This window comes from Rhodococcus sp. SG20037 (genome assembly GCF_031763325.1).
Taxonomy (GTDB): domain Bacteria; phylum Actinomycetota; class Actinomycetes; order Mycobacteriales; family Mycobacteriaceae; genus Rhodococcus_F; species Rhodococcus_F qingshengii.
In genome coordinates this window covers 5,486,454-5,507,989 of sequence record NZ_CP134497.1, presented here as the reverse complement: position 1 = coordinate 5,507,989, position 21,536 = coordinate 5,486,454, and the positions used below count along the sequence as shown (strand labels likewise).

The window sequence follows — 21,536 nt, the reverse complement described above, 5'->3', positions numbered from 1 at the left end:
ATTCGAATTGTGAAATCCTTGACACAACCCGGTGTTGATCGCATAACCTGCTAATTCATCAAGGCAATCGATTACATCGTGTGCAGATCTTGTGCATGGACATACAGCGCAAATCTTGCGCATGGAATGGGGTAGCTGAAGTGACCGCATCACCGCTCGGAGTCTTTCCGCCCAAGCCCTCGGCGCTGGCAGAGATGTTCACCGGCACGCCATCTCTCATCGGGGCCATTCACCTCCCGGCCCTGCCGGGCAGCCCGCACTACACCGGGCAGCCGGTTTCGGAAATTGCTCGCTTCGCCGTCGAGGAAGCACACGCGTATGTCGACAACGGTTTCGACGGTGTGATCGTCGAAAATCACTGGGACATACCGTTCCTCAAGCCCGGCGAACACGGATACGAAACCGCCGCCAGCATGGGAGTCATCACGGCAGCGGTGGTCGGCGAGTTCGGCAAGGCGGTCGGCGTCAGCATCCTGTCCAACGCCGGCGAGTGCGGAGTGGCCGCAGCGTGGGCGGCAGGCGCGAGTTTTGTGCGCGTCAATCAGTGGGCAAATGCCTACATTGCCAATGAGGGATTCATCGAGGGTCAGGCGGCCAAGACGACGCGCTTCCGCCATCGCATCGGTGCCGACCCGGTCCGGATCTTCGCTGACGTGCACGTCAAGCACGGTGCGCATGCCATTGTCGCGGACCGCACTGTCGCGGAACAGACCGAAGACGCCGAGTTCTTCGACGCAGATGTTCTGATCGCGACGGGTTCGCGCACCGGTGACGCCGCTTCGGTCGACGAGGTTTCCGTGATCCGAGACAACACCGTTCTTCCCGTGATCATCGGATCCGGCATCACGGCTGCCAATGTCGCAGCGCTGATGAAGGAATGCGACGGCGCCATAGTTGCATCCTCGGTGAAGGACAATGGACGCTGGTGGGGACGGGTCGCAGGCGAGAAGGTCCGCGAACTGTCCCGGGCCGCAGGAAAGTAACCATGATTGTCTTTTGTGGATACGCCAACAACGATGTGACGGTACATGTCCCACACGTACCGGTACTCGGTGAGCGCGTTCAGGCAACGGCCATCAGTCAGATCGACGGTGGAATGAATGCAAATGCTGCGGTATCCGCGGCCAGAATGGGCGCGCAAGTGATCTTTGCCGGTGCCGTGGGCCCGGACGCGCGGTCCACCGAGTTTCTCGAATCCCTCGAGGCAGATGGCGTCGACACCAGTTGGTCGCCGCGAGATGCGTTCCTGTCGACGGCAGTTGTTCTCATCGCGCAGGACGGCGATCGCTCCATCATCAGCCAGGACGACCCGAACGATGCCGAACGCATCGGAGTTGTCGTCACCCGATTGGCCGCTGCCGGCGGTGGAAGACTGTTCCTCGACGGATACCGTGCGGTCTTCCTCCCGGATGAATTACCGGGAAGCGTAAGTCTGGTAATCGATCTGGACGGTTGTGAAAACAAAGCCGCGGCACTGCGAGCGTTCGCTCTGGCCGACCACGTCGTCGTAGGGCGTGCCCTGTGGGAAGGCGAGTTCGGGATCGGTTTCGACCAGTGGCAGACTCTGGCCGCCGAGCACCACACCCACCTGCTGGTGACCGACGGCTCGCGAGGTTGGACACTGGCCACACCGGACGGCGAGGTGACGAGCGAACCGGCAGTCGCGGTCGACGTCGTCGATGCAGTCGGGGCCGGTGATTGCTTCGGCGGTACGTACATCGCTTTTGTCGACGCCGGGCGCTCACCGGTGGACGCCGCACGACTCGCCGGGGCATCGGCTGCATTGGCTTGCGCCACCGCAGGCCCCCGCGGATGCCCCACCCGAGATGAATTGGACAGCTTCACAGCAACATTGACCCCTCATACCCTTTTGGAGACTCGATGATGAAACGTGCATTGCCTCTGGCTCTGGGAGCTGCAGTCGCGCTCACGCTCACCGCTTGTGACTCGGCTTCGTCGAGTGACTCGAAGGACGCGTCGGGGGGCTCGTCCATCCCGCAGCCGACCCGGGTCGCCGAAAGCTGTGACGGGACGAACGGCAAGCTCAAGGTCGGTCTGGTGACCATCAACCTCCAGGCGCTGTACTTCAACCAGATCAACAATGCCGCGAAGAACGTCGCGGACAAGGCAGGCGTCGACCTGCAGATCATCAGCGGCAACGACGATTCCGTCGCGCAGGCCAACGCCTTCGACAATCTGATCGCCGCCGGAGTCGACGCGATCATCGTCGATGCAATCGACACGGACGGAATCAAGCCGTCGGTGGTCAAGGCCAAGAACGCGGGCATCCCCGTCGTCGCGGTGGACGCGACCATCGACGATCCGGCACTGTCGACTCAGGTCGGTACGGCCAACGCCGAGGGTGGTGCCAAGATCGGAAACACCTTGGCCGACGTCGCGAACAACACCGGAACGGTCGGTATCGTCGGCGCGCTCAACAGCACTGTTCAGTTGGAGCGGCAGAAGGGCTTCACGGAGACCGTGACCGGCCGCGGAATGACCGTCGGCACCGTCGTGGACGGACGTAACATTCAGGAGAACGCACAGACCGCGGCGGAGAACCTGCTGACCGGCGGTGGCGACATGAAGTACGTCTACGCAACCGGTGAGCCGGCACTGATCGGTCTCGTCGCGGCGGTCAACAGTCAGAAGGCGCAGGAACGCATCGAAGCAGTCGGTTGGGATCTTTCGGATCAGGCGGTAGGCGGACTCAAAGCCGGTTGGCTTAAAGGCGTGGTCCAGCAGAACACCTTCGAATTCGGCCATGAGGCAATGAATTCGGCAATCGACCTGGCTTGCGGACGCGGCGCTCCGGCAAACATCCCGGTTCCCACCCAGATCGTGACCCCGGAGAACGTGGCCGACTACATGTACTACTTGGAGAAGTAATCATGGCACCTCCACTGATCGAACTCTCGGGCATCACCAAGTCGTACGGACCGGTGAAGTCCCTTCAAGGAGTGGACCTTCGGCTGGCGAAGGGTGAAGTACTCGGAGTGGTTGGCGACAACGGCGCCGGTAAGTCCACTCTGATGAAGATTCTCGCCGGTGCGGTTCAGCACGACGGCGGCGAAATGCGCGTCAACGGTGAACCAGTGCGCTTTTCGACGCCTCTCGACGCCCAGCAGAAAAAGATCGGAATCGTCTACCAGGATCTGGCTCTGTGCGACACGCTGGACGTCGCCAGCAACCTGTTCCTCGGCAGAGAACCGCGAAAAGGCCCCTTCCTCGACCGGCATGCCATGCACGAGAAGGCGGCTCACATTCTTGCCGACCTGCATGTCAAGGTGAAGTCGACCTACCAGGAGATCGGGCAACTGTCCGGCGGACAGCGGCAAACCGTCGCGATCGCCCGCGCAGTCTCCTTCCGCCCAGACGTACTGATCCTCGACGAGCCCACCGCAGCGCTTGCCGTCGCCGAGGTCGAGTCGGTGCTCAAGCTGATCACGGACGTCGCAGCGGCCGGCGTGGGCGTCATTCTCGTGACACACCGCCTGCAGGACCTGTTCCGCGTGTGTGACCGAATCACGGTCATGTACGAGGGGCAGAGTGTCGACGACGTTCCGATCGGCGACCTCAACATCGAGTCCCTCGTCGGACTCATCACTCGAACTCCGGTGCCGCAACGGACATCGGCAGCAACACAGGGAGCCACGGCATGACCACTCTCGAGAAGACCCAGGCGCCGATCGAGCGCAAGCTCGCCGCGAAACCCTCCTTGTGGGATAGCGTCAACAAGCCCACCCTCGCGATGCTGGCGGTGACAGTTGCTGTCGCAGCCGTCTTCTCGGCGACCACGTCGTCGTTCCTGACATTCACGAACCTGTCGAACCTGGCAACCCAGATCGCTCCGGTTCTGATCATCGCGGTGGCGATGACTTTCGTGATCACGGCAGGTCAGATCGACCTGTCCGTCGGTGCGATCGTCGCGTTCGTCGCGGCGATGAGTGCCGAGCTTATCCAGGCCGGCGTCGATTCGTCCCTGGTCTTCGTCGCCGCCCCGGTGATGGGTGCGGCCTGGGGCCTGGTCAACGGATGGCTCGCTGCCTATCAGGGCATTCCGCCGTTCATCGTGACTCTGGCGACGATGTCCGTCATTCGCGGTATCGCGCTGTATCGGACCGAAGGATTCTCCGTTCCGGTTCCGGCCGACACTTACTTCGCGAAGCTCGGAACTGCTGAGTTCCTCGGGTTCTCCGCCAGCGCCTGGATTGCTCTCGTCGTCGTGGTCATCGGAGCAATTGCGCTCAACCGCATGCGCTTCGGGCGCTACGTCACCGGTATCGGATCCAACGTCGAATCCGTGCGACGGTCCGGCGTCAACACGCGTCGTGTGCTCATGATGACGCTCGTCTTCACCGGCTTGGCTGCCGGTATCGCGGGCCTGCTGATCGCGGCTCGACTGGGCTCGGGTTCGGCCAACTCCGCAACGGGATTCGAGCTCACGGTGATCACCGCGGTGGTTCTCGGTGGCACCAACCTCTTCGGCGGTCGCGGCACCGTGATCGGTACCGTCATCGGCGCCGTCCTGACCGGAATCATCGCCAACGGACTGACCCTGCTCGGCGTGAGCCCGTTCTTGACACCGATCATCACCGGTGTCGTTCTGCTACTGGCCATCTGGATCAACATGCGGGGACACACCCTGAGCGCGCTGTGGCGACACCTGCAGTCCGCACCCTCGGGGCCTGCACGCTCATGAGCAAGGTTCGTACTGTCACGGGAACTGTGGACAGCTCGGAACTCGGACTGGTTCTCCCACACGAACATCTGCACAACGACGTCACCGGTGCGTACACCGAGGCCCCGGATCCGGTTGTGGCACAGCGGTTGGCCGGTCCGGTACGCGCCGAGGATGCCTGGCTTCTTCACGACAATCCGTATTACAGTCTCGACAATTGTCGAGTCGACGACGGATCGGCCGTGGTGGAAGACCTTGCGGACTTCGCCCGCCTCGGTGGTCGGACGATCGTCGATCTGACACCGCCGGGACTGGGCCGGGCACCGGAGAAGCTGGCGGAGTTCTCGCGAAAGTCAGACGTGCGAGTGATCATGGGTTCAGGGTGGTACCTCGAGACGACCCATCCGGTCGAGGTCCACGAACTCGGTGTCGACGATCTGGCAGGTTCGCTCGTCGAGGAGTTCGATCCGGCAAAGGAATTGGCACCTGGCGTGATCGGGGAGATCGGAGTCTCCCCGCTCTTCACTCAGAACGAGGCGAAAGCGTTGAGGGCGGCATGCATCGCCCAGCGCGAGGTGGACGTGCCCCTGTTCGTCCACCTTCCGGGATGGCAGCGCGTCGGACATCACGTCGTCGACATCGTGGTCGACGAGATGGGCGTCGATCCGCAAGCAGTGGTCCTGTGCCACATGGACCCGTCCGGACACGACGCCGACTACCAACGATCGCTCGCCGACCGCGGTGTCTTTCTCGAGTTCGACATGATCGGGATGCCGTTCGATTTCCCCGGCGAGGGTCTTTCGCCGCATCCGGCGGAAACAGCCACTGCGGTAGCCGGATTGGTCACCTCCGGTCACGCATCACAGCTCCTGCTCAGTCACGACCTCTTCCTCAAATCAATGCTCAGAAAGCACGGCGGAAACGGATTCTCCTACGTACCACTCGCCTTCGCCGCCCGATTGGTGCGCGCAGGCGTAGATCCCCAGCAAGTGTCCGCGTTGATGCGAGACAACCCGAGGTCGCTCTTCGAGCAGGCCGCGAAAGGAAACAGAAGCAGTCATGGGTAAACGAGTACTGATCGCCGGCGAGAGCTGGATGACGACGTCGACGCACGTCAAGGGCGTCGACGAGTTCAGTGTCCATTCCTACGTCGAGGGAGTCGGTCCGCTTCGGGATGCGCTCACCTCACGTGGCCACGACGTGACACACATGCCCGCACACCTGGTGCCGACGCAGTTCCCCGGTACAGCAGAAGCGTTGTCCCAGTTCGACGTCGTCGTTCTCTCCGACATCGGAGCGAACTCGCTGCAGTTGGCTCCCGGCGTGTTCGACCAGTTCCGCGCCGGCGAGGATCGTCTTGTCGCGCTACGTGACTGGGTGAACGCCGGCGGCTCACTGATGATGATCGGTGGTTACCTCTCGTTCTCCGGGTTCCAGGCGCGAGCAGCTTTCCGCCAGACCGCGATCGCCGAGGTACTGCCCGTGACGATGCTGGCCGAGGACGATCGCGTCGAGACACCGGCCGGGATCGTCCCCACCGTCGTCGATGCTGCTCACCCGGCTCTCGGTGGTGCCGGCGATTCCTGGCCGGCGCTCCTGGGATACAACCGCGTCGTCGCGAAGGACGGTGCCGTGGTTCCCGCCACCATCAACGGCGACCCGCTTGTCGCTGCCGGTGAATACGGCGCCGGACGGTCGATCGTCTTCACCTCGGACTGCTCGCCGCACTGGGCTCCGCCGGAGTTCTGTGAGCAGTGGCCCGGATACACCGACCTGTTCGACGGCTTGATCAGTTGGGTCGCCGGCGAATGAGTCGCTCCTCAGACCTGCTCGCGCGGCAGCAGAGTAATCTCGCTGCCGCGCGGGCGGTTCCATTCATCGAGGACACCATCGGCGGGACGTTGAGTGATGAGGGATTCCGCCGGTACCTCGTGATCGAAGAGGCATTCGTACTGACGGCCGTCAAGGTGTTGGGGTTGGTGGTCGCCGAATCCCCGACGCTCGACGACGCGCTCGACCACGTGACGTCGATGTCGAACCTGGTGGGCGAGCAGCGCGAGTATTTCGCGCAGTTGCGTTCCCGCTTCCCGTACGAGGGTGACGCAGCGGCGCTGGTCGAGGAGTCGGCCGTGCTGTCCACGCACGCCTTGGCCCTCGCTCGCGAAGAGGGCAGGGCGGCGGCGCTGGTGGGCATGTACGCCGCGGAAACCCTGTATCTGTCGTGGTGCCGGGAGGCGGCGGCAGTGAAGGTAGATCGCGAACCAGCGTTGCAGGACTGGGTGGACATGCATGTCGCTCCGCCGTTCGTGTCTCAGGTGGCGGTGCTGGCGTGCGAGGTGGACGCCATGCCCGAGTCCGTCACCGACGAGGACCTGGATCGGTGGTTCTCCGGCATGCTGGTCGCAGAGATCGATTTTCACAACGTGGTGGTGTGAGGTACTGCTGTGCGCCTTTATTAACCCCCGGCGGTTAATAAAGGCGCACAGCAAAAGGCCCGTAGGTCGCTTTCGCAACCTACGGGCCTCTTCTTTGTAGCGGGGACAGGATTTGAACCTGCGACCTCTGGGTTATGAGCCCAGCGAGCTACCGAGCTGCTCCACCCCGCGTCGGTGTGAAACCAACAGTACACGACTTCTGGAGGCGCAATTACCACCCCCCTGTCACCGGCCGGAGTGCGCGCTTTCCGAGTAGTAACCGCGGATGTGGCCGACTATGCGCTGACGTGCGAGTTCGCCGTCACCCGCGTTGACCGCATCCACCAATCCTCGGTGTTCGTCACGCAGTCGCCTGCAGGTGCTCGGCCAGCTGTCGATCTGGACGCCCGCGAGAACGTAGGCCTCGATGGACTCGCGCAGGCCGGTCATCATGGCTGCGATCACCTGATTGCCCGCCGCGTCGGCGAGCGCCATGTGGAACTGTGCGTCGAGTAGCAAGAATTCCTCGGCCGAGAGAGCTGCGTCCTCCATCGAGTCGAGCAGTTCGACGGCCGCGCGGAGGTCGGGTGCCGGGGTCCGCGATGCCAGGGACTGCATCACCTCGGATTCGAGAACGAGTCGTGTCTTCACCACATCCGAGACCGGAAAGCCTTGTGCTGCAACCTGCATCCGCATCAGCATGGTCATACCGCCGGTCGGTTTGGCGACGATCATCGCGCCGGACGTCGGGCCGGATCCAGTCTGCGCCTTCAGGAGGCCGAGTGCTTCCATGACCCGCAACGCTTCTCGGACCGATGACCGTCCGACGCCCAACTCTGCTGCCAGAATTCTCTCTCCCGGCAGGCGCTGGCCAGGAGACACCTCGCCTGAAACGAGCCGACGTTCGAGGTGACTCAGTACTTGTTCCCACGCTCGCGGGCTCGGCTCGGTCGGCATGAGGCAAGAGCATAACCGGGTGGACGCCGTTTATGGGGTGGCCTGTACGGGGATGTATTACTGTGGTCAGACCACACTGACAGATTGCGGGGAACCACATGCGAGTAGCGCTGTTCGCCACCTGCATCGGGGACACGATGTTTCCCGACGCCGTCAAGGCCACCGCCCTCCTGCTCACCCGTCTCGGGCACGACGTCGTGTTTCCGTCCGGGCAGACCTGCTGCGGGCAGATGCACGTCAATACCGGCTATCAGCCGGGCGCACTACCGCTGGTCGCGAACTACGCCGATACCTTCGGTGATGCGTCGATCGACGCCGTTGTCGCACCATCGGGGTCGTGCGTCGGCTCGGTCCGTCATCAACACGAGATCGTCGCCGAGCGCTACGGCACCGCGTCGCTGTGTGGACAGGTGCAGACCGTGAAGGCAAAGACGTACGAGCTTTCCGAATTCCTCGTGGACGTTCTCGGGGTCACCGATGTGGGCGCGTACTTCCCGCACCGGGTCACCTATCACCCGACCTGTCACTCACTGCGGATGCTGAGGGTAGGGGACAAGCCACTTCAGTTGCTGCGCAACGTCCGCGACATCGATCTGGTCGAACTCCCCGAAGCAGATTCCTGCTGTGGATTCGGCGGCACCTTCGCCATCAAGAATGCGGAGACTTCGACGGCCATGCTGGCGGACAAGATTCGCCACGTTGCGGACACCGGCGCCGAATTCTGCAGCGCCGGAGACTCGTCCTGCCTCATGCACATCGGCGGCGGTATGTCACGACTGCAGATGGGCGCCAAGACCATTCACCTCGCGGAGATTCTGGCGTCGGTGGAAAGCCGGGTGCACGCATGAGCGCTGTGACGCTGGGTCTGCCCAGCTTCCCGCCGAGGTCGCCCGAGGGTGCAGGGTTCCTGCGAGGTACTGAGAAATTCCCCGTCGCAGCACATCACGAGCTGGCCAACGCGCAACAGCGACGCAATATCGGCAAGGCGACGCACACCATCCGTGCCAAGCGCATCAACGTGACTGGAGAGCTTCCCGATTGGGAAGACCTGCGTGATGCGGGTTCGGCGATCAAGGCCGACGTCATGGCGCGGTTGCCGGAACTGCTCGAACAGTTCGAAGCTGCAGTCATCGCGCGCGGTGGGCAGGTGCATTGGGCGGCGGATGCCAACGAGGCCAACGCCATTGTGACCGAACTTGTCAAAGCCACCGGCTCCGACGAGGTCATCAAGGTCAAGTCGATGGCCACGCAGGAGATCGGTCTCAACGAGCATCTCGAAGCCCACGGAATCACCGCCTACGAGACCGATCTCGCGGAATTGATCGTCCAACTCGGCCACGACAAACCGTCGCACATCCTGGTTCCCGCGATCCATCGCAACAGGTCCGAGATTCGCGAGATATTTCTTCGAGAGATGCCAGATGTCGATCCGAACCTCGGGGAGAACCCGGCCGAACTTGCCGCTGCTGCACGAAAGTTTCTGCGCCACAAGTTCATGACGACGCCGGTCGCCGTCTCCGGCGCCAATTTCGGCATCGCGGACACGGGCACTCTGACCGTCGTGGAGTCGGAGGGCAACGGGCGAATGTGCCTGACGCTGCCGAAAACACTGATCACCGTGATGGGCATCGAGAAGATTCTGCCGACGTATCAGGATCTGGAGGTCTTCCTGCAACTGCTGCCGCGGTCCTCGACGGGGGAGCGGATGAACCCGTACACCTCCATGTGGACCGGCGTCACGCCCGACGACGGTCCACAGGAGTTCCACCTGGTCCTCCTCGACAACGGTCGGACTGCCGCGCTTGCCGACAAGATCGGGAGGGAAGCCCTGAGCTGCATACGGTGCTCGGCGTGTCTGAACGTGTGCCCGGTCTACGAGCGCACCGGCGGTCACGCCTACGGATCGACCTATCCGGGACCGATCGGCGCGGTGCTGACTCCGCAGCTCGCGGGCATGCATGGCAAAGACGATCCCAACTCGACGCTTCCCTTTGCCTCGAGTCTGTGCGGTGCGTGCTTCGACGCCTGCCCGGTCAAGATCGACATACCCTCGCTGCTCGTCGAATTGCGGCACCAGAAGGTCGAGCAATCCGGTGTCACAGCAGAGTCTTTGGCGATGAAAGCCGCCTCTCTGGCGATGTCGACCGAGGGCCGGTGGACGTTGGCTCAGAAAGCTGCCGGGCTCGGACGCGTCGTGGCCGGCAGGAAAGGGAAGATCTCTACGTTGCCACCTCCATTGAACGGTTGGACAGCTGCCAGAGACATTCCCGCACCGCCCAAGCAGACCTTCCGATCCTGGTGGGACTCCGACGAAGGCCGCGCGGCATTGGACGAGGCTCGTCGTGGCGGGAAGGCGGACAGATGAATTCACGTGAGGTGGTGCTCGGACGCATTCTTGATGCCATCACCTTGGCGCCCGCCCGCGAAGGCGAGATACCGCGAAACTACCGGACTGGCAGAACCATGTCCGACGAGGAACTCATCGATTTGTTCGTCGACCGTCTGGTGGACTACAAGGCGCACGTTCACCATTGCGCTGCAACAGAAATCGCTGAGGCCGTCACCGGAATAGTGAGAGAGCACGGACTACACACTCTGGGGATCCCCGCCGGCCTCGACCGATCATGGGTAGCCGGATTCGACGGAACGCTGGTGGTGGACAGCCCGGACGTACCGGCTCCTGAACTCGAGAACCTCGACGCCGTTGTCACCGGCTCGAAGGTAGCGTGCGCCGAAACCGGCACCATCTTCCTCGACGCCGGTCCATCGCAGGGACGCCGTGCGTTGACACTGGTACCGGACACACACATCTGCGTCGTGTATCGCAGCAGTGTGGAAGTGGGAGTGCCGGAGGCGATTGCGAATCTGACACCGGAGCGCCCCACCACCATGATCAGCGGCCCGTCGGCGACCTCCGACATCGAACTCGAGCGCGTCGAAGGTGTCCATGGTCCGAGGAATCTTCACGTCGTCATCGTCGACGGTTGATTCCCGTCGAGCGGGAACTCGCAGGCAGCGGGCCACATCAGCGTCTAACGTCCCGGCCATGACACAACTGTTGGCAGGCAAGGTCGTTTTCATCACCGGTGCAGCGCGGGGTCAGGGACGCAATCACGCGATTCGACTCGCGCAGGAAGGTGCAGACGTCATCGCTGTCGACGTGTGCGCGTCGGTGTCCGAAGACGTGGGTTACGCGGCCGCGACTGAAGCCGACCTCGAAGAAACGGCTCGTCTCGTGCGAGCGGAGGGGCGCGAGATCGTCACCGCTGTAGCGGACGTCCGTGACCTCGAGGCACTGCGTGCGGCGGTGGCGTCGGGCGTCGACAAGTTCGGTCGCCTCGACGTCGTGATTGCCAATGCGGGCATCGCTACGTGGAACCGTTTCTGGGAGATGCCTGAAGAGCAGTGGTCGACGCTGGTGGACATCAATCTCAATGGTGTCTGGCGCACGATGACAGCTGCGGTTCCTGCAATGATCGAAGCCGGCAACGGTGGTTCCATCGTGATTGTGAGCAGTGCTGCCGGCGTCGCCGAAGCGCCCGGCTGCGCGCACTACTCGGCGGCCAAGCACGGCCTCGTGGGTTTGGCTCGCACTGCTGCAACGGAATTGGGAAGCTTCGACATTCGAGTCAACAGCATCCACCCTGGCGCGGTGGAGACCGAGATGGGTAACGATCCCAACGTGGGTAAAGTGCTCACTACTCATCCGGAGTACATGAACTCGTACAAGTGGCCGCTCACGTCCGTCCCGCGCACCACCGTCGAGGACATCTCCAACGCCGTCGTCTACCTCGCGACGGACCTCTCCCGCGCGGTCACCGGGACGAAGATCGTCATCGACATGGGTCAGACGATGGCGTAGTTGCGCTCAGAGGAGATTGAACTGCGCGACCTCGATGGTGTTCTCGACTGCCTCCGAGAGTGTGCGAATACGTTCGTCGGCGCCTGGCGCGGTCAAAATCGCCAGGCGATCGGCGTCACCCATTGGAATGCTCCTGGCGAGGGCATACAGCCGAGAACCCAGCGGATCCAAGGGATCCGGTGGGACGGGCATTCGCGGAGTCTGTTCGCCGGCCCGAAGTGCGAGCTTTCCCAGCATTCCGTACATGAACTCGATGCGCTCGAGGAGCGAGTCGTATTCGTAAGCAGTGACTGGTGTTCCGTTGTTCTCGTCAGGCCACAATTCGACCTCGGCAAGTGGGTAGGGATCGTCTGGCAGCCATCGATTGACCCGGATGCGGTCTTCGGTCCGGCAATACAACTGATACCGCCCGGCACCCATGGCGACATGAGACTCGATCCGAGCCAGAGTGCCGACGTCGTGACGTGATTCGCCGCCACCGACCTCGTGGCCACGAGCGATGAGCACGACTCCGAACAGTGGGCCGTCGGCAGCTTCGAGAACGTTCTCGACCAGTGCGCGATACCGAGGTTCGAAGATGTTCAGGGGCAACACCTCACCCGGTAGCAAAGCGGAGCCGAGCGGAAACATGGGGAAGATGGGCATCAGGGGATTCTCAACCTCGGAATCGGAGGGGCGGGGAAATCGCCGGGGCGATCGATTTCGGCGAGCAGGTGTTCGGACCACGTCAGTAGACCGGGGATATCGAGGCCGTGCGGACTCTCGACCTCGTAGTGCCTGATGCGGTCGTGACCCTGGCCGAGGAGTGAGACGGCGCCGGTGTTGTTGCCCCGAAGCAGATGGGTGAGCCCGACGGCCAGCTGAGCCAGTCCCTGCCACAGGTCACGTTCCTCGGGCGGCGCGCCTTTCCACGTTCCTTCGAGAATCTCGTGTGCATGGAAAGGCATGCCGTGGTCGAGGAGGCGCTGAGCCTCGGTGATCGACTCGTCTGGTGGCAGGCGTACATCGTCCGGAATGCGCGGGACACCGCCCGCTGCGTCGCGTGGCAGTGGACGTCCGAGTCCGTCACGGGGCCGCGAATTGAGGGGTTTCCCAGCGGCGTCCCGGTCGCGTTCGGTCATACACTCAGCCTAACGGCAGCGCCCCGGACGAACTCGCCAAAAGTTTTTTCGAGTCGCCTGTCGATTCCGGGGAGAACCGTTCGTCGTCATGTTGTAAGGCAAGAAAGCCGCAAGAAAAACAACAGACCAAGGAGTCAGTCATGAAGTACATGTTGCTCATCTACACCGCACCCGGCGGAGACACCGAACCCCAGTGCACGTTCGAGGACTGGCAGCAATACGACAAGGAAATGAAGGATGCCGGGATCTGGGTGTCCGGCGATGCCCTCGCCGACCTGACGACAACGACGACGGTTCGGGTCTCGCAGTCCGGAGAAAAGACTGTCACCGACGGACCCTTCGCAGAAACCCGTGAAATCCTCGGCGGCTACGACGTCATCGACGTTCCCGATCTGGATGCGGCGCTTTCCTGGGCCGCGCGGTGCCCCGGCGCGCGCGACGGCGGCAGCGTCGAGGTGCGTCCACTGGCCGGGTTCGGGGACTGATTCGCCGTGGACGAGCAGGCCGAGAACTCCATCGAGTCAGTGTTCCGGGAGGAACGCGGACGACTCTTGGCCTCGCTCGTCCGCCGCTTCGGTGATCTGGATCTGGCCGAGGAAGTCACCTCCGAAGCCGTCGAGGCCGCGTTGGTGCACTGGCCCGTGGACGGAGTGCCGGCTAAACCGGGCGCCTGGCTGCTGACCACGGCGCGTCGTAAAGCCGTCGACAGGCTTCGTCGTGATCAGGCCTATGCGGCGCGATTGGCGGTGATGCAGGTGGACGCCGATCGTGCCGACCCGGCGCCGCCCACGGTCGACGGAGAACTTCCCGACGAGCGGTTGCAGCTGTTCTTCACCTGCTCGCACCCAGCGCTGGCCGAGGACGACCGAATCGCACTCACCTTGCGTTGCCTCGGCGGGTTGACGACGCCCGAAGTCGCTCGGGCCTTCCTCGTTCCTTCGGCGACGATGGCGCAGCGGATCGTGCGCGCGAAGAAGAAAATCCGTCAGGCTCGGATTCCCTTCCGCACTCCCAGCGCCGAAGAACTCCCGGAACGTTTGCCCGGTGTTCTGCAGGTGATCTACTCGGTGTTCACCGAGGGGTACGCAGCGAGTTCGGGTCCGGATCTGCAACGCGTCGACCTGGCGGTGGAGGCGATCAGGCTGGCGAGGATCTTGCGCGCATTGCTTCCCGATGAGCGCGAGATCGCCGGGTTGCTTGCATTGATGCTTCTCGTCCACGCGCGTCGGGATGCCCGTACCGACGCCGCCGGCGGGATCGTGCTCCTCGAAGACCAGGATCGCGGGTTTTGGGACCAGCCGATGATCGAGGAAGGCAGCGACCTCGTCGTAGTCGCGTTGACCGGGGGAGCGCCGGGGCCGTACGGGGTGCAGGCCGCCATCGCCGCATTGCACGACGAGGCCGCCGATGTGGAGAGCACCGACTGGCCACAGATCTGCGCTCTCTACGGAGTGCTCCTCACGCTGACTCCGTCGCCGGTCGTGGCCGTCAATCGGGCAGTAGCGTTGGCGATGCGCGACGGCGAGGAAGTCGGGCTGACTGCGCTGGAGGAACTGGCAGCGGAGCCCAAACTTGCCGACTACCATCCGTATCACCTTGCACGAGCCGAACTACTTGCTCGGTTGGGGCGCACCGACGCAGCGGCATCCGCGTACCGACAAGCTCTGAAACTCGTTGGTACGGAACCGGAGCGGGCCTACCTGGAGCGTCGGTTGGGTGAGATCTCGGACTGATCGGCTCCTCAGACCAATTCGAGTCTTCGGGCCATGTCGGACACGAAAACACCTGTCGGATCGATATTTCTGCGTATCTGGATCCACTCGTCGATTCGCGGATACATCGAGTGGAAGCTTGCTGCGGTAGTCCGAGAGTCCTTGGCGGTGTAGAGGCGACCGCCGAATTCGAGTACCCGTTTGTCGAGGGAGGCGACGAACTCACCCAGGCCGGACTTGATCGGGAAGTCGAAGGCGACGTTCCACCCGGACATCGGAAAGCTCAGTGGCGCTGCGTTTCCCTCGCCGAAAAGTTTGAAGACGTTGAGAGCTGAGTAGTGTCCCGAACGCTGGATATCGCGGATGATGCTCTTGAATTCGTCCACCGCGTCGACGGGCACCACGAACTGGTATTGCAGGAATCCCTTGGACCCGTAGGCACGGTTCCACTCACCGATGAGGTCGAGCGGATGGTAGAACTGCGTCAGGTTCTGCACCTTCCCGACGTAGTTGCCGCCGGTGCGGTAGTAGAACTCGCCGATCGCTGACGCCGAAAGCTTGTTCATCAAGCCGTTGGGGAAAACATCCGGTGTCGTGAACAGTTGTGGCGCATCGAATTTCAACGGATTCTTCTGCAATTTCAGCGGAAGCTGGTCGACGGTCGCCAACGAACCACGCGTGATCGAGGCCCGGCCGAGCTTCGGCGGCGCACTGACTGCATCGAACCAGGCGCTCGAATACGTGTAGTCGGCTTCGCTGCCGTCGCTGTGAAAAGCGACGGTTTCATCAAGACTCGCGGTCAGAGCGCCGTCGTTGGCGAAATACGCCGTTTCGGTCGGTGTCATCTCGAGGGTGACGCGCAGGATGATCCCGGTCAGTCCGATCCCGCCGACGGTAGCCCAGAAGAGCTCGGATGTCGGGCCTTGCGGCTCCAGTGTTCGGATACTTCCGTCAGCAGTGAGCAGATCCATCGAGCGGACATGATTTCCGAAGCTGCCCTCGGTGTGGTGGTTCTTGCCGTGAATATCGCAGGCGATCGCTCCGCCGATGGTTACCTGGCGTGTTCCGGGGAGTACCGGTACCCAGAGACCGAATGGTAGCGCCGCGCGCATCAGCTGATCGAGAGAGACTCCCGCGTCCATCTCCACGAGACGGGACTCGGCATCGATCTTGAGAATTCGACGGAAGGCCGTCATGTCGATGACCAAGCCGCCGGTGTTCTGCGCGTTGTCTCCGTAAGACCGGCCCAGGCCACGAGCGATGACTCCACGTCGGAGGTGCAACGGCTTGTCCGCGTTGTCGTCTGCGACGCGGGCGACGGCCTTTGCGATCGCCTCTACATCAGGAGTCGAAACGACATGCGAGGTAGTTCGGGCTGTGCGACCCCAACCGCCGAGGACGGTGGACGCAGCGGTTGGCAGATCGGTGGCGTAGTCGGACACGAAATCCGAGGGTACCTGTTTGCGGACCAACTGGTCTGAAACCGATGGATGCTCGGTTCGCCTATCGCGGGACGTCGAGATCGAAGTACAGGGTCTCGGACCAGTAACCGAGGCCGAGCTCGCGTAGCGGTTCCTCGACGCTCTCCTGAGTAGGCGTGAACAGTCGCTCCCAGAAGCGCGGCTTGGCGGGTGCGAGTGTGGCCAGCGCCGCTTCCATCTCGGCGTCGATGTCCGCCAGACCGGCCATCAGGGCCGCGCCCTGTTCGGCGAACGGTTCGTCGTCCATGTCGAAGATCTCGCCGCACTCGAGGACGAAGTAGTGGTCGGGTTCGGTTTGGCTGTGCAGGAAACGCAGCGCATCGCCGGCCATCGTGCCGAGTGCGGGGTGATCGATGCGGCCGAGGAAGTCTTCGAGCCGGGCGATACCAGGACCACAGGGCGCGGTGACCGCGATCAGGTCGGGGGTGTCGTCCCAGATGATCGACTGGCGGGGGAGCGGATTCACGGACACAAGGATCCGGGGGACCAGCGGTATCGCGTACGACCACTCCGAGATTCCTTGGAGTCCACGGGTGCGAGCGGCAGCCGGATTCTCATGCGGGGCAACAGGGGTCGAGTAGAGATAGGTGCGGTTGGCCACTGGCCGAGTCCTTTCTGCGGTCGGCGTCACCTGATTCGGGCGGCGCCCACCATCCTCAATGCCAGGTCTCCGTACAGTTTTCCGATGTCTTCCGGATTCGTGTAGTTGCCGGCCGGGAACCAGCGGCACACGTCGACGCACAGGGACATCAAGGCGAGGGTGACGCCTTCGGCATCGGGGATCGTGAAATCGCCCGACTGCACGCCGGCATCGACAACCTCCCGGACCACCCGCGTCGTGCTGCGGCGAAGCGCGACGACGGTTCGGTAGTGCTCTGGTGTGAGGGCAGTGAGTTCGTACTGGACAACGCGAGCGAGTGAATGGTGCCCGGCCTGCCAACTGGCGAAGGTGCTGATCAGTTCCTGCAAACGAACGGACGGTTCTTCACCAGGTCGGTCGGCGCCCTCGACCACCTTCAACGCTTCGGTGTGGCCTTCGAAGCTGATCGCGAAAAGCAGTTCTTCTTTCGAGCGGTAGTGCGGGTACATGGCGGCGGGACTCATGTCGAGTCGCGCGGCGATGTCACGGGTGGTGGTGCCGCCGTAGCCGGCAGAGGCAAAAGCGTCCACGGCTGCCGCGCGGATACGGGCCGCAGCTTTGGAGGGGCTGATCACCACGTCAGGTGAATCGCTCACGGTTTCCTCCAGGTGTGACGGATTTCGATGTTGACAATATCCCGCTCTCGATTCACTATAAGCAGGTGCTTAGATTCTAAGCGAATGCTTAGGAACATCGTTACGTGTGGCTTTGCCACGCCGAAAGGAAGCAACTCGTCATGCGTCGCACTCTGTACGGACCCGATCACGAGGCATTTCGCGAATCTGCTCGCGAATTCGTCAACCGGAACATCCTTCCGGTCGCAGAGAAGCTGATCGACCAGCGCTTCATCGATCGTGAAATCTGGCTCGAAGCGGGACGCAACGGCTTCCTCGGACTCGAGGTTCCGGAGGCGTACGGCGGAAGCGAAGCCGGCGACTACCGCTTCAACGCGGTTCTGGCCGAAGAGCTCTCGCGCGCCAGTGCGGCTGTTGCCTCGAGCTTCGGCATTCACGCCGACGTCGTTGCTCCCTACCTCGTTCAGCTCACCACCGAAGAGCAGAAGCAGCGTTGGCTGCCCAAGTTCTGCACCGGTGAGATGCTGACGGCCATCGGCATGACCGAGCCTTCCGGTGGATCCGACCTCGCCTCGCTCAAGACCACTGCGGTCAAGGACGGCGACGACTGGATCATCAACGGCTCCAAGACCTTCATCACCAACGGCTACAACGCCGACCTCGTGATCGTGGCGGCTCGGACCAGTCCCGAGAAGAAGTCCAAGGGCATCACCCTCTTTGCCGTCGAGACCGGCATGGAAGGCTTCGAGCGCGGACGTAAGCTCGACAAGGTCGGCCAGCACGAGTCCGATACCGCCGAACTGTTCTTCGAGAACGTTCGCGTGCCGTCCACCAACATCATCGGTGAGATCGACCGCGGCTTCATCCACATGATGGAAATGCTGCCGCAGGAGCGCGTCGGCGCTGCGGTGTCCAACATCGCGCACGCCGCTCCGATCCTCGAAGAGACGCTGCAATATGCCAAGGACCGCAAGGCTTTCGGTCAGCCGATCGGCTCGTTGCAGTGGAACAAATTCCTTCTCGCGGATCTCGTCACCCGCATCGAGGTCACCCAGGCCTACGTCGACAACTGCGTCGCGGCACACGCTGCCGGCGAGCTGACCGCCATCGACGCCGCCAAGGCTAAGTGGTGGACCGCGCAGGTGCAGAACGAGGTCCTCGATCACTGCGTTCAGTTGCACGGTGGCTACGGCTTCATGACCGAGTACCGCGCCGCTCGCGCGTGGATGGACGCCCGCGTCACCAAGATCTGGGCCGGATCCAACGAGATCATGAAGGAACTCATCGGCCGCGATCTCGGCCTGTAATTTCGCAACTGCAGTCGATACGTCACTGCAACCGCCACTTCCCGAACCCGACGACACAGGAGCATCACCGCGCATGTCTGTTCTCGACAAGTTCTCTCTGACCGATCGAGTGGTCATCGTGACCGGTGCGTCGTCGGGCCTCGGGGTGGCGTTTGCGAAAGCCGCAGCAGAGGCCGGCGCGGACGTCGTCCTCGCTGCTCGCCGCGTCGACAAGCTCGAAGACACGGCCAAGCTCGTGCGTGACGCAGGCCGCGAAGCATTGTGCGTGGCCACCGACATCGTCGATCCGGCTCAGGCTCAGAACATGGTCGACGCCGCGATGGAGAAGTTCGGCCGCGTGGACGTGCTGGTCAACAATGCCGGCGTCGGAACTGCCGTTCCGGCGACCCGCGAGACCCCGGACCAGTTCCGCGCCGTCATCGACATCAACCTCAACGGGTCCTACTGGGCAGCGCAGGCCTGCGGCCGCGTCATGCTCCCGGGCAGCTCCATCGTCAACATCTCGAGCATTCTCGGATTGACGACCGCCGGACTCCCGCAGGCCGCCTATGCGGCGAGCAAGGCAGGCGTCGTCGGATTGACCCGCGACCTCGCACAGCAGTGGGGAACGCGCAAGGGCATTCGCGTCAACGCGATCGCGCCCGGCTTCTTCAAGTCGGAAATGACAGACCAATACAACGACGGTTACTTGGACGCGATGGCTCCGCGCCTGATCCTCGGCCGCATGGGCGATCCGGAAGAGCTCGCGGCCACCATGGTGTGGCTCGCGTCCGAGGCCGGCGGATACGTCACCGGTCAGACCATCGCCGTCGACGGAGGAATCACCATCACCTGACGCCGATGCCGAGATGTCGCCGGCTTTGCCGTATAAGTAGCTGGTGACCTCTCGCGCCGAACCTCAGGAGAACTGGGAAGACCGTCCGCCACCATCCATGGCTGCGACGGAGCTTCTGCGTGACCTGCCGGTGACTGCCCGCGGCGTCCGGACCAGGGCTTCTCTGGTCGCAGCGGCTCGAACGGTGTTCGAGCGCGCAGGGTATCTCGACGCCCGTCTCACGGACATCACCAAGGAAGCGAACTGCTCCACCGGCACGTTCTACACCTACTTCGACAACAAAGAGCAGATCTTCGCCGCAGTTCTCGAGGTCGCGCAGGAAGACATGCTGCACCCAGGCATGGGACGGGTCCGCGACGTCGACAATCCGTATGCGGTCCTCGAATCGAGCAACCGTGCCTACCTGACGGCTTTTCGCCGCAACGCCAAACTCATGGGCCTACTCGAGCAGGTATCGCACATCGACCCGGCCTTCGCGAAACTGCGTCGGGACCGAGCCGAGACCTTCATTTCTCGCAATGCCCGAGCCATCGAACGCTTGCAAGCAGCTGGCAAGGCAGACGCCTCGTTGGACCCGCTGTTGGCTTCCCGAGCACTGTCGGCGATGGTGAGCCGTCTTGCCTACAGTTCATTCGTCTCCGAGGAACCTGGCGCCGACGGCAACCCCGTCCCGTTCGAGGACGTCGTCAAGACGGCTACTCAGGTGTGGGCCAACGCGCTGGGACTCGAAGGCGACCGCGGGTAGTTTCAGCCTTCGCCGCGGGCCGCGAACTGCTCCTCGAGGCTGTGGCGCAGTGTTTCCTCGCTGTTCTTGACAGCGTTTTCGACGAACGGCCCGATCAATCGGCCGAGTGCCTTGCCGGCAATGCCGCCGGGCAGTTTGTAGGCGAAGTCGACGGAAAGCTCGGTCTTGGAATCGTCGATCGCGGCGAACTCCCACGTGGACGAGTTGGATACACCGCCGAGCGAGGACAGCTTGATGATCCGATTCTTCTCCCACTCGGTGACCTCGAGTTTGGAGCGCAACGTGCTCGGCCCGATCTGCATGGCCGCGTCGAACGTGGCGCCGAGTCCCTGATCGAACTCTCCGAACGGGGTGAACTCGGAAACACCGAACATCCACGTCGGGACATTGCGGTAGTTGTCGATGTAGTCGAAGGCGACATCAACCGGCACGGCAGCAACCGCGGTGTGGCGAACATGGATCATGACTGGTCCCTGTCTTTCGGTGAACACCGACTCTAACCAATGGCTCCGACGTGTTCGGCGGCGGCGCAAGAGCGATCTACGGTATCGGTATGACGAACGAGCTTCCGGTACGCGGGTCCTGGCGCGATTACGAAGACCTGGGACTACCGAAACCGCTCGCTGCGGCGTTGGAGGCGTTCGTCGAGCAGGGCTATCACGGGACTTCGATCCGTGACGTCGCGTCGCGGTCCGGGCTGTCGGTGCCGGGGCTCTACCACCACTACCCGTCCAAGCAGGCTCTGCTGATCGGTCTGGCGACCGTTGTGATGACGGAGTTGTTGGAGCGAAGCCGCGCCGCCGAACTCGATGCCGGGGACGATCCCTCTGATCGCTTCGACGCGGTGATCGAATCTCTGTTGCGGTTCCACATGTTTCGACGCGAGCAGTCGTTCGTCGCCTCCTCCGAGATCCGCAGCATGGAGCCCGACAGCCGGGCTGGTTACATCGCCCAGCGCGACGAACAGCAGAAGCAGGTGGACCGGATCGTCCTCGACGGCGTCGCCTCGGGCGTGTTCGAAGCCGACCATCCCGAGGACGCCAGCCGAGCCGTGGTGACGATGTGCGTCGCCGTCGCGGTCTGGTACCGAGCGGACGGTGAGTTGTCTCCGGACGAGTTGGTGGAGAGGTATCTGGAGATAGCGCGTCGGATGGTGGGGGCGAAGCGGGTGAGGGAGTGACTGTGGGGGCGAAGCGGATGGGGGAG

At 62.9% G+C, this 21,536-nt stretch carries 25 protein-coding genes and 1 tRNA gene; 18 read left to right on the top strand and 8 right to left on the bottom strand.

Annotation, left to right across the window (positions count from 1 at the left end; translation table 11 throughout):
* Positions 1-140 precede the first annotated feature (140 nt).
* Genes RHP72_RS25370 through RHP72_RS25335 form a run of 8 tightly spaced genes read left to right on the top strand, consistent with a single transcriptional unit; the run spans position 141 to position 7,116 of the window.
* The gene (locus tag RHP72_RS25370) at positions 141-983 is read left to right on the top strand and encodes a BtpA/SgcQ family protein (protein WP_003940276.1); all 843 of its coding nucleotides are present in this window, start codon (positions 141-143) and stop codon (positions 981-983) included.
* 2 nt (positions 984-985) lie between these two features.
* Positions 986-1,885 carry a PfkB family carbohydrate kinase gene (locus tag RHP72_RS25365; protein ID WP_311093975.1) on the top strand — a complete coding sequence of 300 codons (900 nt, stop codon included), beginning with the start codon at positions 986-988 and terminating at the stop codon, positions 1,883-1,885.
* Positions 1,882-2,889 carry a substrate-binding domain-containing protein gene (locus tag RHP72_RS25360; RefSeq protein WP_311093974.1) on the top strand — a complete coding sequence of 336 codons (1,008 nt, stop codon included), beginning with the start codon at positions 1,882-1,884 and terminating at the stop codon, positions 2,887-2,889. The genes RHP72_RS25365 and RHP72_RS25360 overlap by 4 nt, the downstream gene beginning before the upstream one ends.
* A gap of 2 nt (positions 2,890-2,891) precedes the next feature.
* Positions 2,892-3,662, top strand: coding sequence for an ATP-binding cassette domain-containing protein (locus RHP72_RS25355; protein WP_003939830.1), 771 nt, complete (start codon positions 2,892-2,894; stop codon positions 3,660-3,662).
* Entirely contained in the window at positions 3,659-4,702 is a 1,044-nt protein-coding gene (locus tag RHP72_RS25350; protein WP_003939698.1) for an ABC transporter permease, read from the top strand. The genes RHP72_RS25355 and RHP72_RS25350 overlap by 4 nt, the downstream gene beginning before the upstream one ends.
* Positions 4,699-5,748 carry a phosphotriesterase gene (locus RHP72_RS25345; RefSeq protein ID WP_039973132.1) on the top strand — a complete coding sequence of 350 codons (1,050 nt, stop codon included), beginning with the start codon at positions 4,699-4,701 and terminating at the stop codon, positions 5,746-5,748. The genes RHP72_RS25350 and RHP72_RS25345 overlap by 4 nt, the downstream gene beginning before the upstream one ends.
* Positions 5,741-6,493 (top strand): glutamine amidotransferase, encoded by a 753-nt coding sequence (locus tag RHP72_RS25340; protein ID WP_003939869.1) that lies wholly within the window; start codon positions 5,741-5,743, stop codon positions 6,491-6,493. Before RHP72_RS25345 ends, RHP72_RS25340 begins: the two co-directional genes overlap by 8 nt.
* The gene (locus tag RHP72_RS25335; protein ID WP_042446961.1) at positions 6,490-7,116 is read left to right on the top strand and encodes a TenA family protein; all 627 of its coding nucleotides are present in this window, start codon (positions 6,490-6,492) and stop codon (positions 7,114-7,116) included. Before RHP72_RS25340 ends, RHP72_RS25335 begins: the two co-directional genes overlap by 4 nt.
* A gap of 97 nt (positions 7,117-7,213) precedes the next feature.
* Here the strand turns inward: RHP72_RS25335 and RHP72_RS25330 are convergent.
* Positions 7,214-7,287, bottom strand: a tRNA-Met gene (locus RHP72_RS25330).
* Between the two features lie 54 nt (positions 7,288-7,341).
* On the bottom strand, positions 7,342-8,052 hold the full coding sequence (locus RHP72_RS25325) for an FCD domain-containing protein (RefSeq protein ID WP_311093973.1): 711 nt from the start codon (positions 8,050-8,052) through the stop codon (positions 7,342-7,344).
* A 98-nt stretch (positions 8,053-8,150) separates the two neighbouring features.
* Between RHP72_RS25325 and RHP72_RS25320 the strand changes: the two genes are divergently transcribed.
* From RHP72_RS25320 to RHP72_RS25305, 4 genes are read left to right on the top strand one after another with little or no spacing between them, the layout of a single operon-like run.
* On the top strand, positions 8,151-8,900 hold the full coding sequence (locus RHP72_RS25320) for a (Fe-S)-binding protein (RefSeq protein WP_003940529.1): 750 nt from the start codon (positions 8,151-8,153) through the stop codon (positions 8,898-8,900).
* Entirely contained in the window at positions 8,897-10,417 is a 1,521-nt protein-coding gene (locus tag RHP72_RS25315) for a LutB/LldF family L-lactate oxidation iron-sulfur protein (RefSeq protein WP_311093972.1), read from the top strand. The genes RHP72_RS25320 and RHP72_RS25315 overlap by 4 nt, the downstream gene beginning before the upstream one ends.
* Positions 10,414-11,040 carry an LUD domain-containing protein gene (locus tag RHP72_RS25310; protein ID WP_311093971.1) on the top strand — a complete coding sequence of 209 codons (627 nt, stop codon included), beginning with the start codon at positions 10,414-10,416 and terminating at the stop codon, positions 11,038-11,040. Before RHP72_RS25315 ends, RHP72_RS25310 begins: the two co-directional genes overlap by 4 nt.
* A 58-nt stretch (positions 11,041-11,098) precedes the next feature.
* Positions 11,099-11,914: a mycofactocin-coupled SDR family oxidoreductase gene (locus tag RHP72_RS25305; RefSeq protein ID WP_042446953.1), complete on the top strand. Its 816-nt coding sequence runs from the start codon at positions 11,099-11,101 to the stop codon at positions 11,912-11,914.
* Between the two features lie 6 nt (positions 11,915-11,920).
* On the opposite strand, the gene RHP72_RS25300 is transcribed toward RHP72_RS25305, so the two are convergent.
* Both RHP72_RS25300 and RHP72_RS25295 read right to left on the bottom strand, forming a co-directional pair.
* The gene (locus RHP72_RS25300; protein ID WP_003940076.1) at positions 11,921-12,559 is read right to left on the bottom strand and encodes an LON peptidase substrate-binding domain-containing protein; all 639 of its coding nucleotides are present in this window, start codon (positions 12,557-12,559) and stop codon (positions 11,921-11,923) included.
* Positions 12,559-13,035 (bottom strand): DUF309 domain-containing protein, encoded by a 477-nt coding sequence (locus tag RHP72_RS25295; protein WP_209447989.1) that lies wholly within the window; start codon positions 13,033-13,035, stop codon positions 12,559-12,561. Before RHP72_RS25295 ends, RHP72_RS25300 begins: the two co-directional genes overlap by 1 nt.
* 140 nt (positions 13,036-13,175) lie before the next feature.
* Between RHP72_RS25295 and RHP72_RS25290 the strand changes: the two genes are divergently transcribed.
* Entirely contained in the window at positions 13,176-13,520 is a 345-nt protein-coding gene (locus RHP72_RS25290) for a YciI family protein (protein ID WP_003939718.1), read from the top strand.
* 6 nt (positions 13,521-13,526) lie between these two features.
* Positions 13,527-14,768, top strand: coding sequence for an RNA polymerase sigma factor (locus RHP72_RS25285; RefSeq protein ID WP_064687766.1), 1,242 nt, complete (start codon positions 13,527-13,529; stop codon positions 14,766-14,768).
* Between the two features lie 8 nt (positions 14,769-14,776).
* On the opposite strand, the gene RHP72_RS25280 is transcribed toward RHP72_RS25285, so the two are convergent.
* The 3 genes from RHP72_RS25280 to RHP72_RS25270 all read right to left on the bottom strand — a co-directional run bounded on the left by RHP72_RS25280 (position 14,777) and on the right by RHP72_RS25270 (position 17,464).
* On the bottom strand, positions 14,777-16,189 hold the full coding sequence (locus RHP72_RS25280; RefSeq protein WP_064688129.1) for an FAD-binding oxidoreductase: 1,413 nt from the start codon (positions 16,187-16,189) through the stop codon (positions 14,777-14,779).
* 61 nt (positions 16,190-16,250) lie between these two features.
* Entirely contained in the window at positions 16,251-16,829 is a 579-nt protein-coding gene (locus tag RHP72_RS25275) for a hypothetical protein (protein ID WP_311093970.1), read from the bottom strand.
* A gap of 26 nt (positions 16,830-16,855) precedes the next feature.
* Complete coding sequence (locus RHP72_RS25270) at positions 16,856-17,464, bottom strand: TetR/AcrR family transcriptional regulator (RefSeq protein WP_030536572.1); 609 nt, start codon at positions 17,462-17,464, stop codon at positions 16,856-16,858.
* Between the two features lie 140 nt (positions 17,465-17,604).
* Here RHP72_RS25270 and RHP72_RS25265 point away from each other — a divergent pair, with 140 nt between their 5' ends.
* The 3 genes from RHP72_RS25265 (at position 17,605) to RHP72_RS25255 (ending at position 20,330) form a co-directional block, all read left to right on the top strand.
* A complete protein-coding gene (locus RHP72_RS25265; RefSeq protein WP_007730036.1) occupies positions 17,605-18,750 on the top strand; it encodes an acyl-CoA dehydrogenase family protein in 1,146 nt (381 codons plus the stop codon).
* A gap of 73 nt (positions 18,751-18,823) precedes the next feature.
* Positions 18,824-19,585 carry an SDR family NAD(P)-dependent oxidoreductase gene (locus tag RHP72_RS25260; RefSeq protein WP_003939707.1) on the top strand — a complete coding sequence of 254 codons (762 nt, stop codon included), beginning with the start codon at positions 18,824-18,826 and terminating at the stop codon, positions 19,583-19,585.
* A gap of 97 nt (positions 19,586-19,682) precedes the next feature.
* Positions 19,683-20,330: a TetR/AcrR family transcriptional regulator gene (locus RHP72_RS25255; protein WP_256082592.1), complete on the top strand. Its 648-nt coding sequence runs from the start codon at positions 19,683-19,685 to the stop codon at positions 20,328-20,330.
* 2 nt (positions 20,331-20,332) lie between these two features.
* On the opposite strand, the gene RHP72_RS25250 is transcribed toward RHP72_RS25255, so the two are convergent.
* The gene (locus RHP72_RS25250; RefSeq protein WP_003940411.1) at positions 20,333-20,794 is read right to left on the bottom strand and encodes an SRPBCC family protein; all 462 of its coding nucleotides are present in this window, start codon (positions 20,792-20,794) and stop codon (positions 20,333-20,335) included.
* Between the two features lie 89 nt (positions 20,795-20,883).
* Here RHP72_RS25250 and RHP72_RS25245 point away from each other — a divergent pair, with 89 nt between their 5' ends.
* On the top strand, positions 20,884-21,510 hold the full coding sequence (locus RHP72_RS25245) for a TetR/AcrR family transcriptional regulator (RefSeq protein ID WP_099698126.1): 627 nt from the start codon (positions 20,884-20,886) through the stop codon (positions 21,508-21,510).
* The last annotated feature ends 26 nt before the right edge of the window (positions 21,511-21,536 follow it).

Bases quoted from the DNA above. Each gene is read 5' to 3' on its own strand.
- RHP72_RS25365 (WP_311093975.1), top strand. From the start codon at position 986: ATGATTGTCTTTTGTGGATACGCCAACAACGATGTGACGGTACATGTC.
- RHP72_RS25360 (WP_311093974.1), top strand. From the start codon at position 1,882: ATGATGAAACGTGCATTGCCTCTGGCTCTGGGAGCTGCAGTCGCGCTC.
- RHP72_RS25355 (WP_003939830.1), top strand. From the start codon at position 2,892: ATGGCACCTCCACTGATCGAACTCTCGGGCATCACCAAGTCGTACGGA.
- RHP72_RS25350 (WP_003939698.1), top strand. From the start codon at position 3,659: ATGACCACTCTCGAGAAGACCCAGGCGCCGATCGAGCGCAAGCTCGCC.
- RHP72_RS25345 (WP_039973132.1), top strand. From the start codon at position 4,699: ATGAGCAAGGTTCGTACTGTCACGGGAACTGTGGACAGCTCGGAACTC.
- RHP72_RS25340 (WP_003939869.1), top strand. From the start codon at position 5,741: ATGGGTAAACGAGTACTGATCGCCGGCGAGAGCTGGATGACGACGTCG.
- RHP72_RS25335 (WP_042446961.1), top strand. From the start codon at position 6,490: ATGAGTCGCTCCTCAGACCTGCTCGCGCGGCAGCAGAGTAATCTCGCT.
- RHP72_RS25325 (WP_311093973.1), bottom strand. From the start codon at position 8,052: ATGCCGACCGAGCCGAGCCCGCGAGCGTGGGAACAAGTACTGAGTCAC.
- RHP72_RS25320 (WP_003940529.1), top strand. From the start codon at position 8,151: ATGCGAGTAGCGCTGTTCGCCACCTGCATCGGGGACACGATGTTTCCC.
- RHP72_RS25315 (WP_311093972.1), top strand. From the start codon at position 8,897: ATGAGCGCTGTGACGCTGGGTCTGCCCAGCTTCCCGCCGAGGTCGCCC.
- RHP72_RS25310 (WP_311093971.1), top strand. From the start codon at position 10,414: ATGAATTCACGTGAGGTGGTGCTCGGACGCATTCTTGATGCCATCACC.
- RHP72_RS25305 (WP_042446953.1), top strand. From the start codon at position 11,099: ATGACACAACTGTTGGCAGGCAAGGTCGTTTTCATCACCGGTGCAGCG.
- RHP72_RS25300 (WP_003940076.1), bottom strand. From the start codon at position 12,559: ATGCCCATCTTCCCCATGTTTCCGCTCGGCTCCGCTTTGCTACCGGGT.
- RHP72_RS25295 (WP_209447989.1), bottom strand. From the start codon at position 13,035: ATGACCGAACGCGACCGGGACGCCGCTGGGAAACCCCTCAATTCGCGG.
- RHP72_RS25290 (WP_003939718.1), top strand. From the start codon at position 13,176: ATGAAGTACATGTTGCTCATCTACACCGCACCCGGCGGAGACACCGAA.
- RHP72_RS25265 (WP_007730036.1), top strand. From the start codon at position 17,605: ATGCGTCGCACTCTGTACGGACCCGATCACGAGGCATTTCGCGAATCT.
- RHP72_RS25260 (WP_003939707.1), top strand. From the start codon at position 18,824: ATGTCTGTTCTCGACAAGTTCTCTCTGACCGATCGAGTGGTCATCGTG.
- RHP72_RS25255 (WP_256082592.1), top strand. From the start codon at position 19,683: ATGGCTGCGACGGAGCTTCTGCGTGACCTGCCGGTGACTGCCCGCGGC.
- RHP72_RS25250 (WP_003940411.1), bottom strand. From the start codon at position 20,794: ATGATCCATGTTCGCCACACCGCGGTTGCTGCCGTGCCGGTTGATGTC.
- RHP72_RS25245 (WP_099698126.1), top strand. From the start codon at position 20,884: ATGACGAACGAGCTTCCGGTACGCGGGTCCTGGCGCGATTACGAAGAC.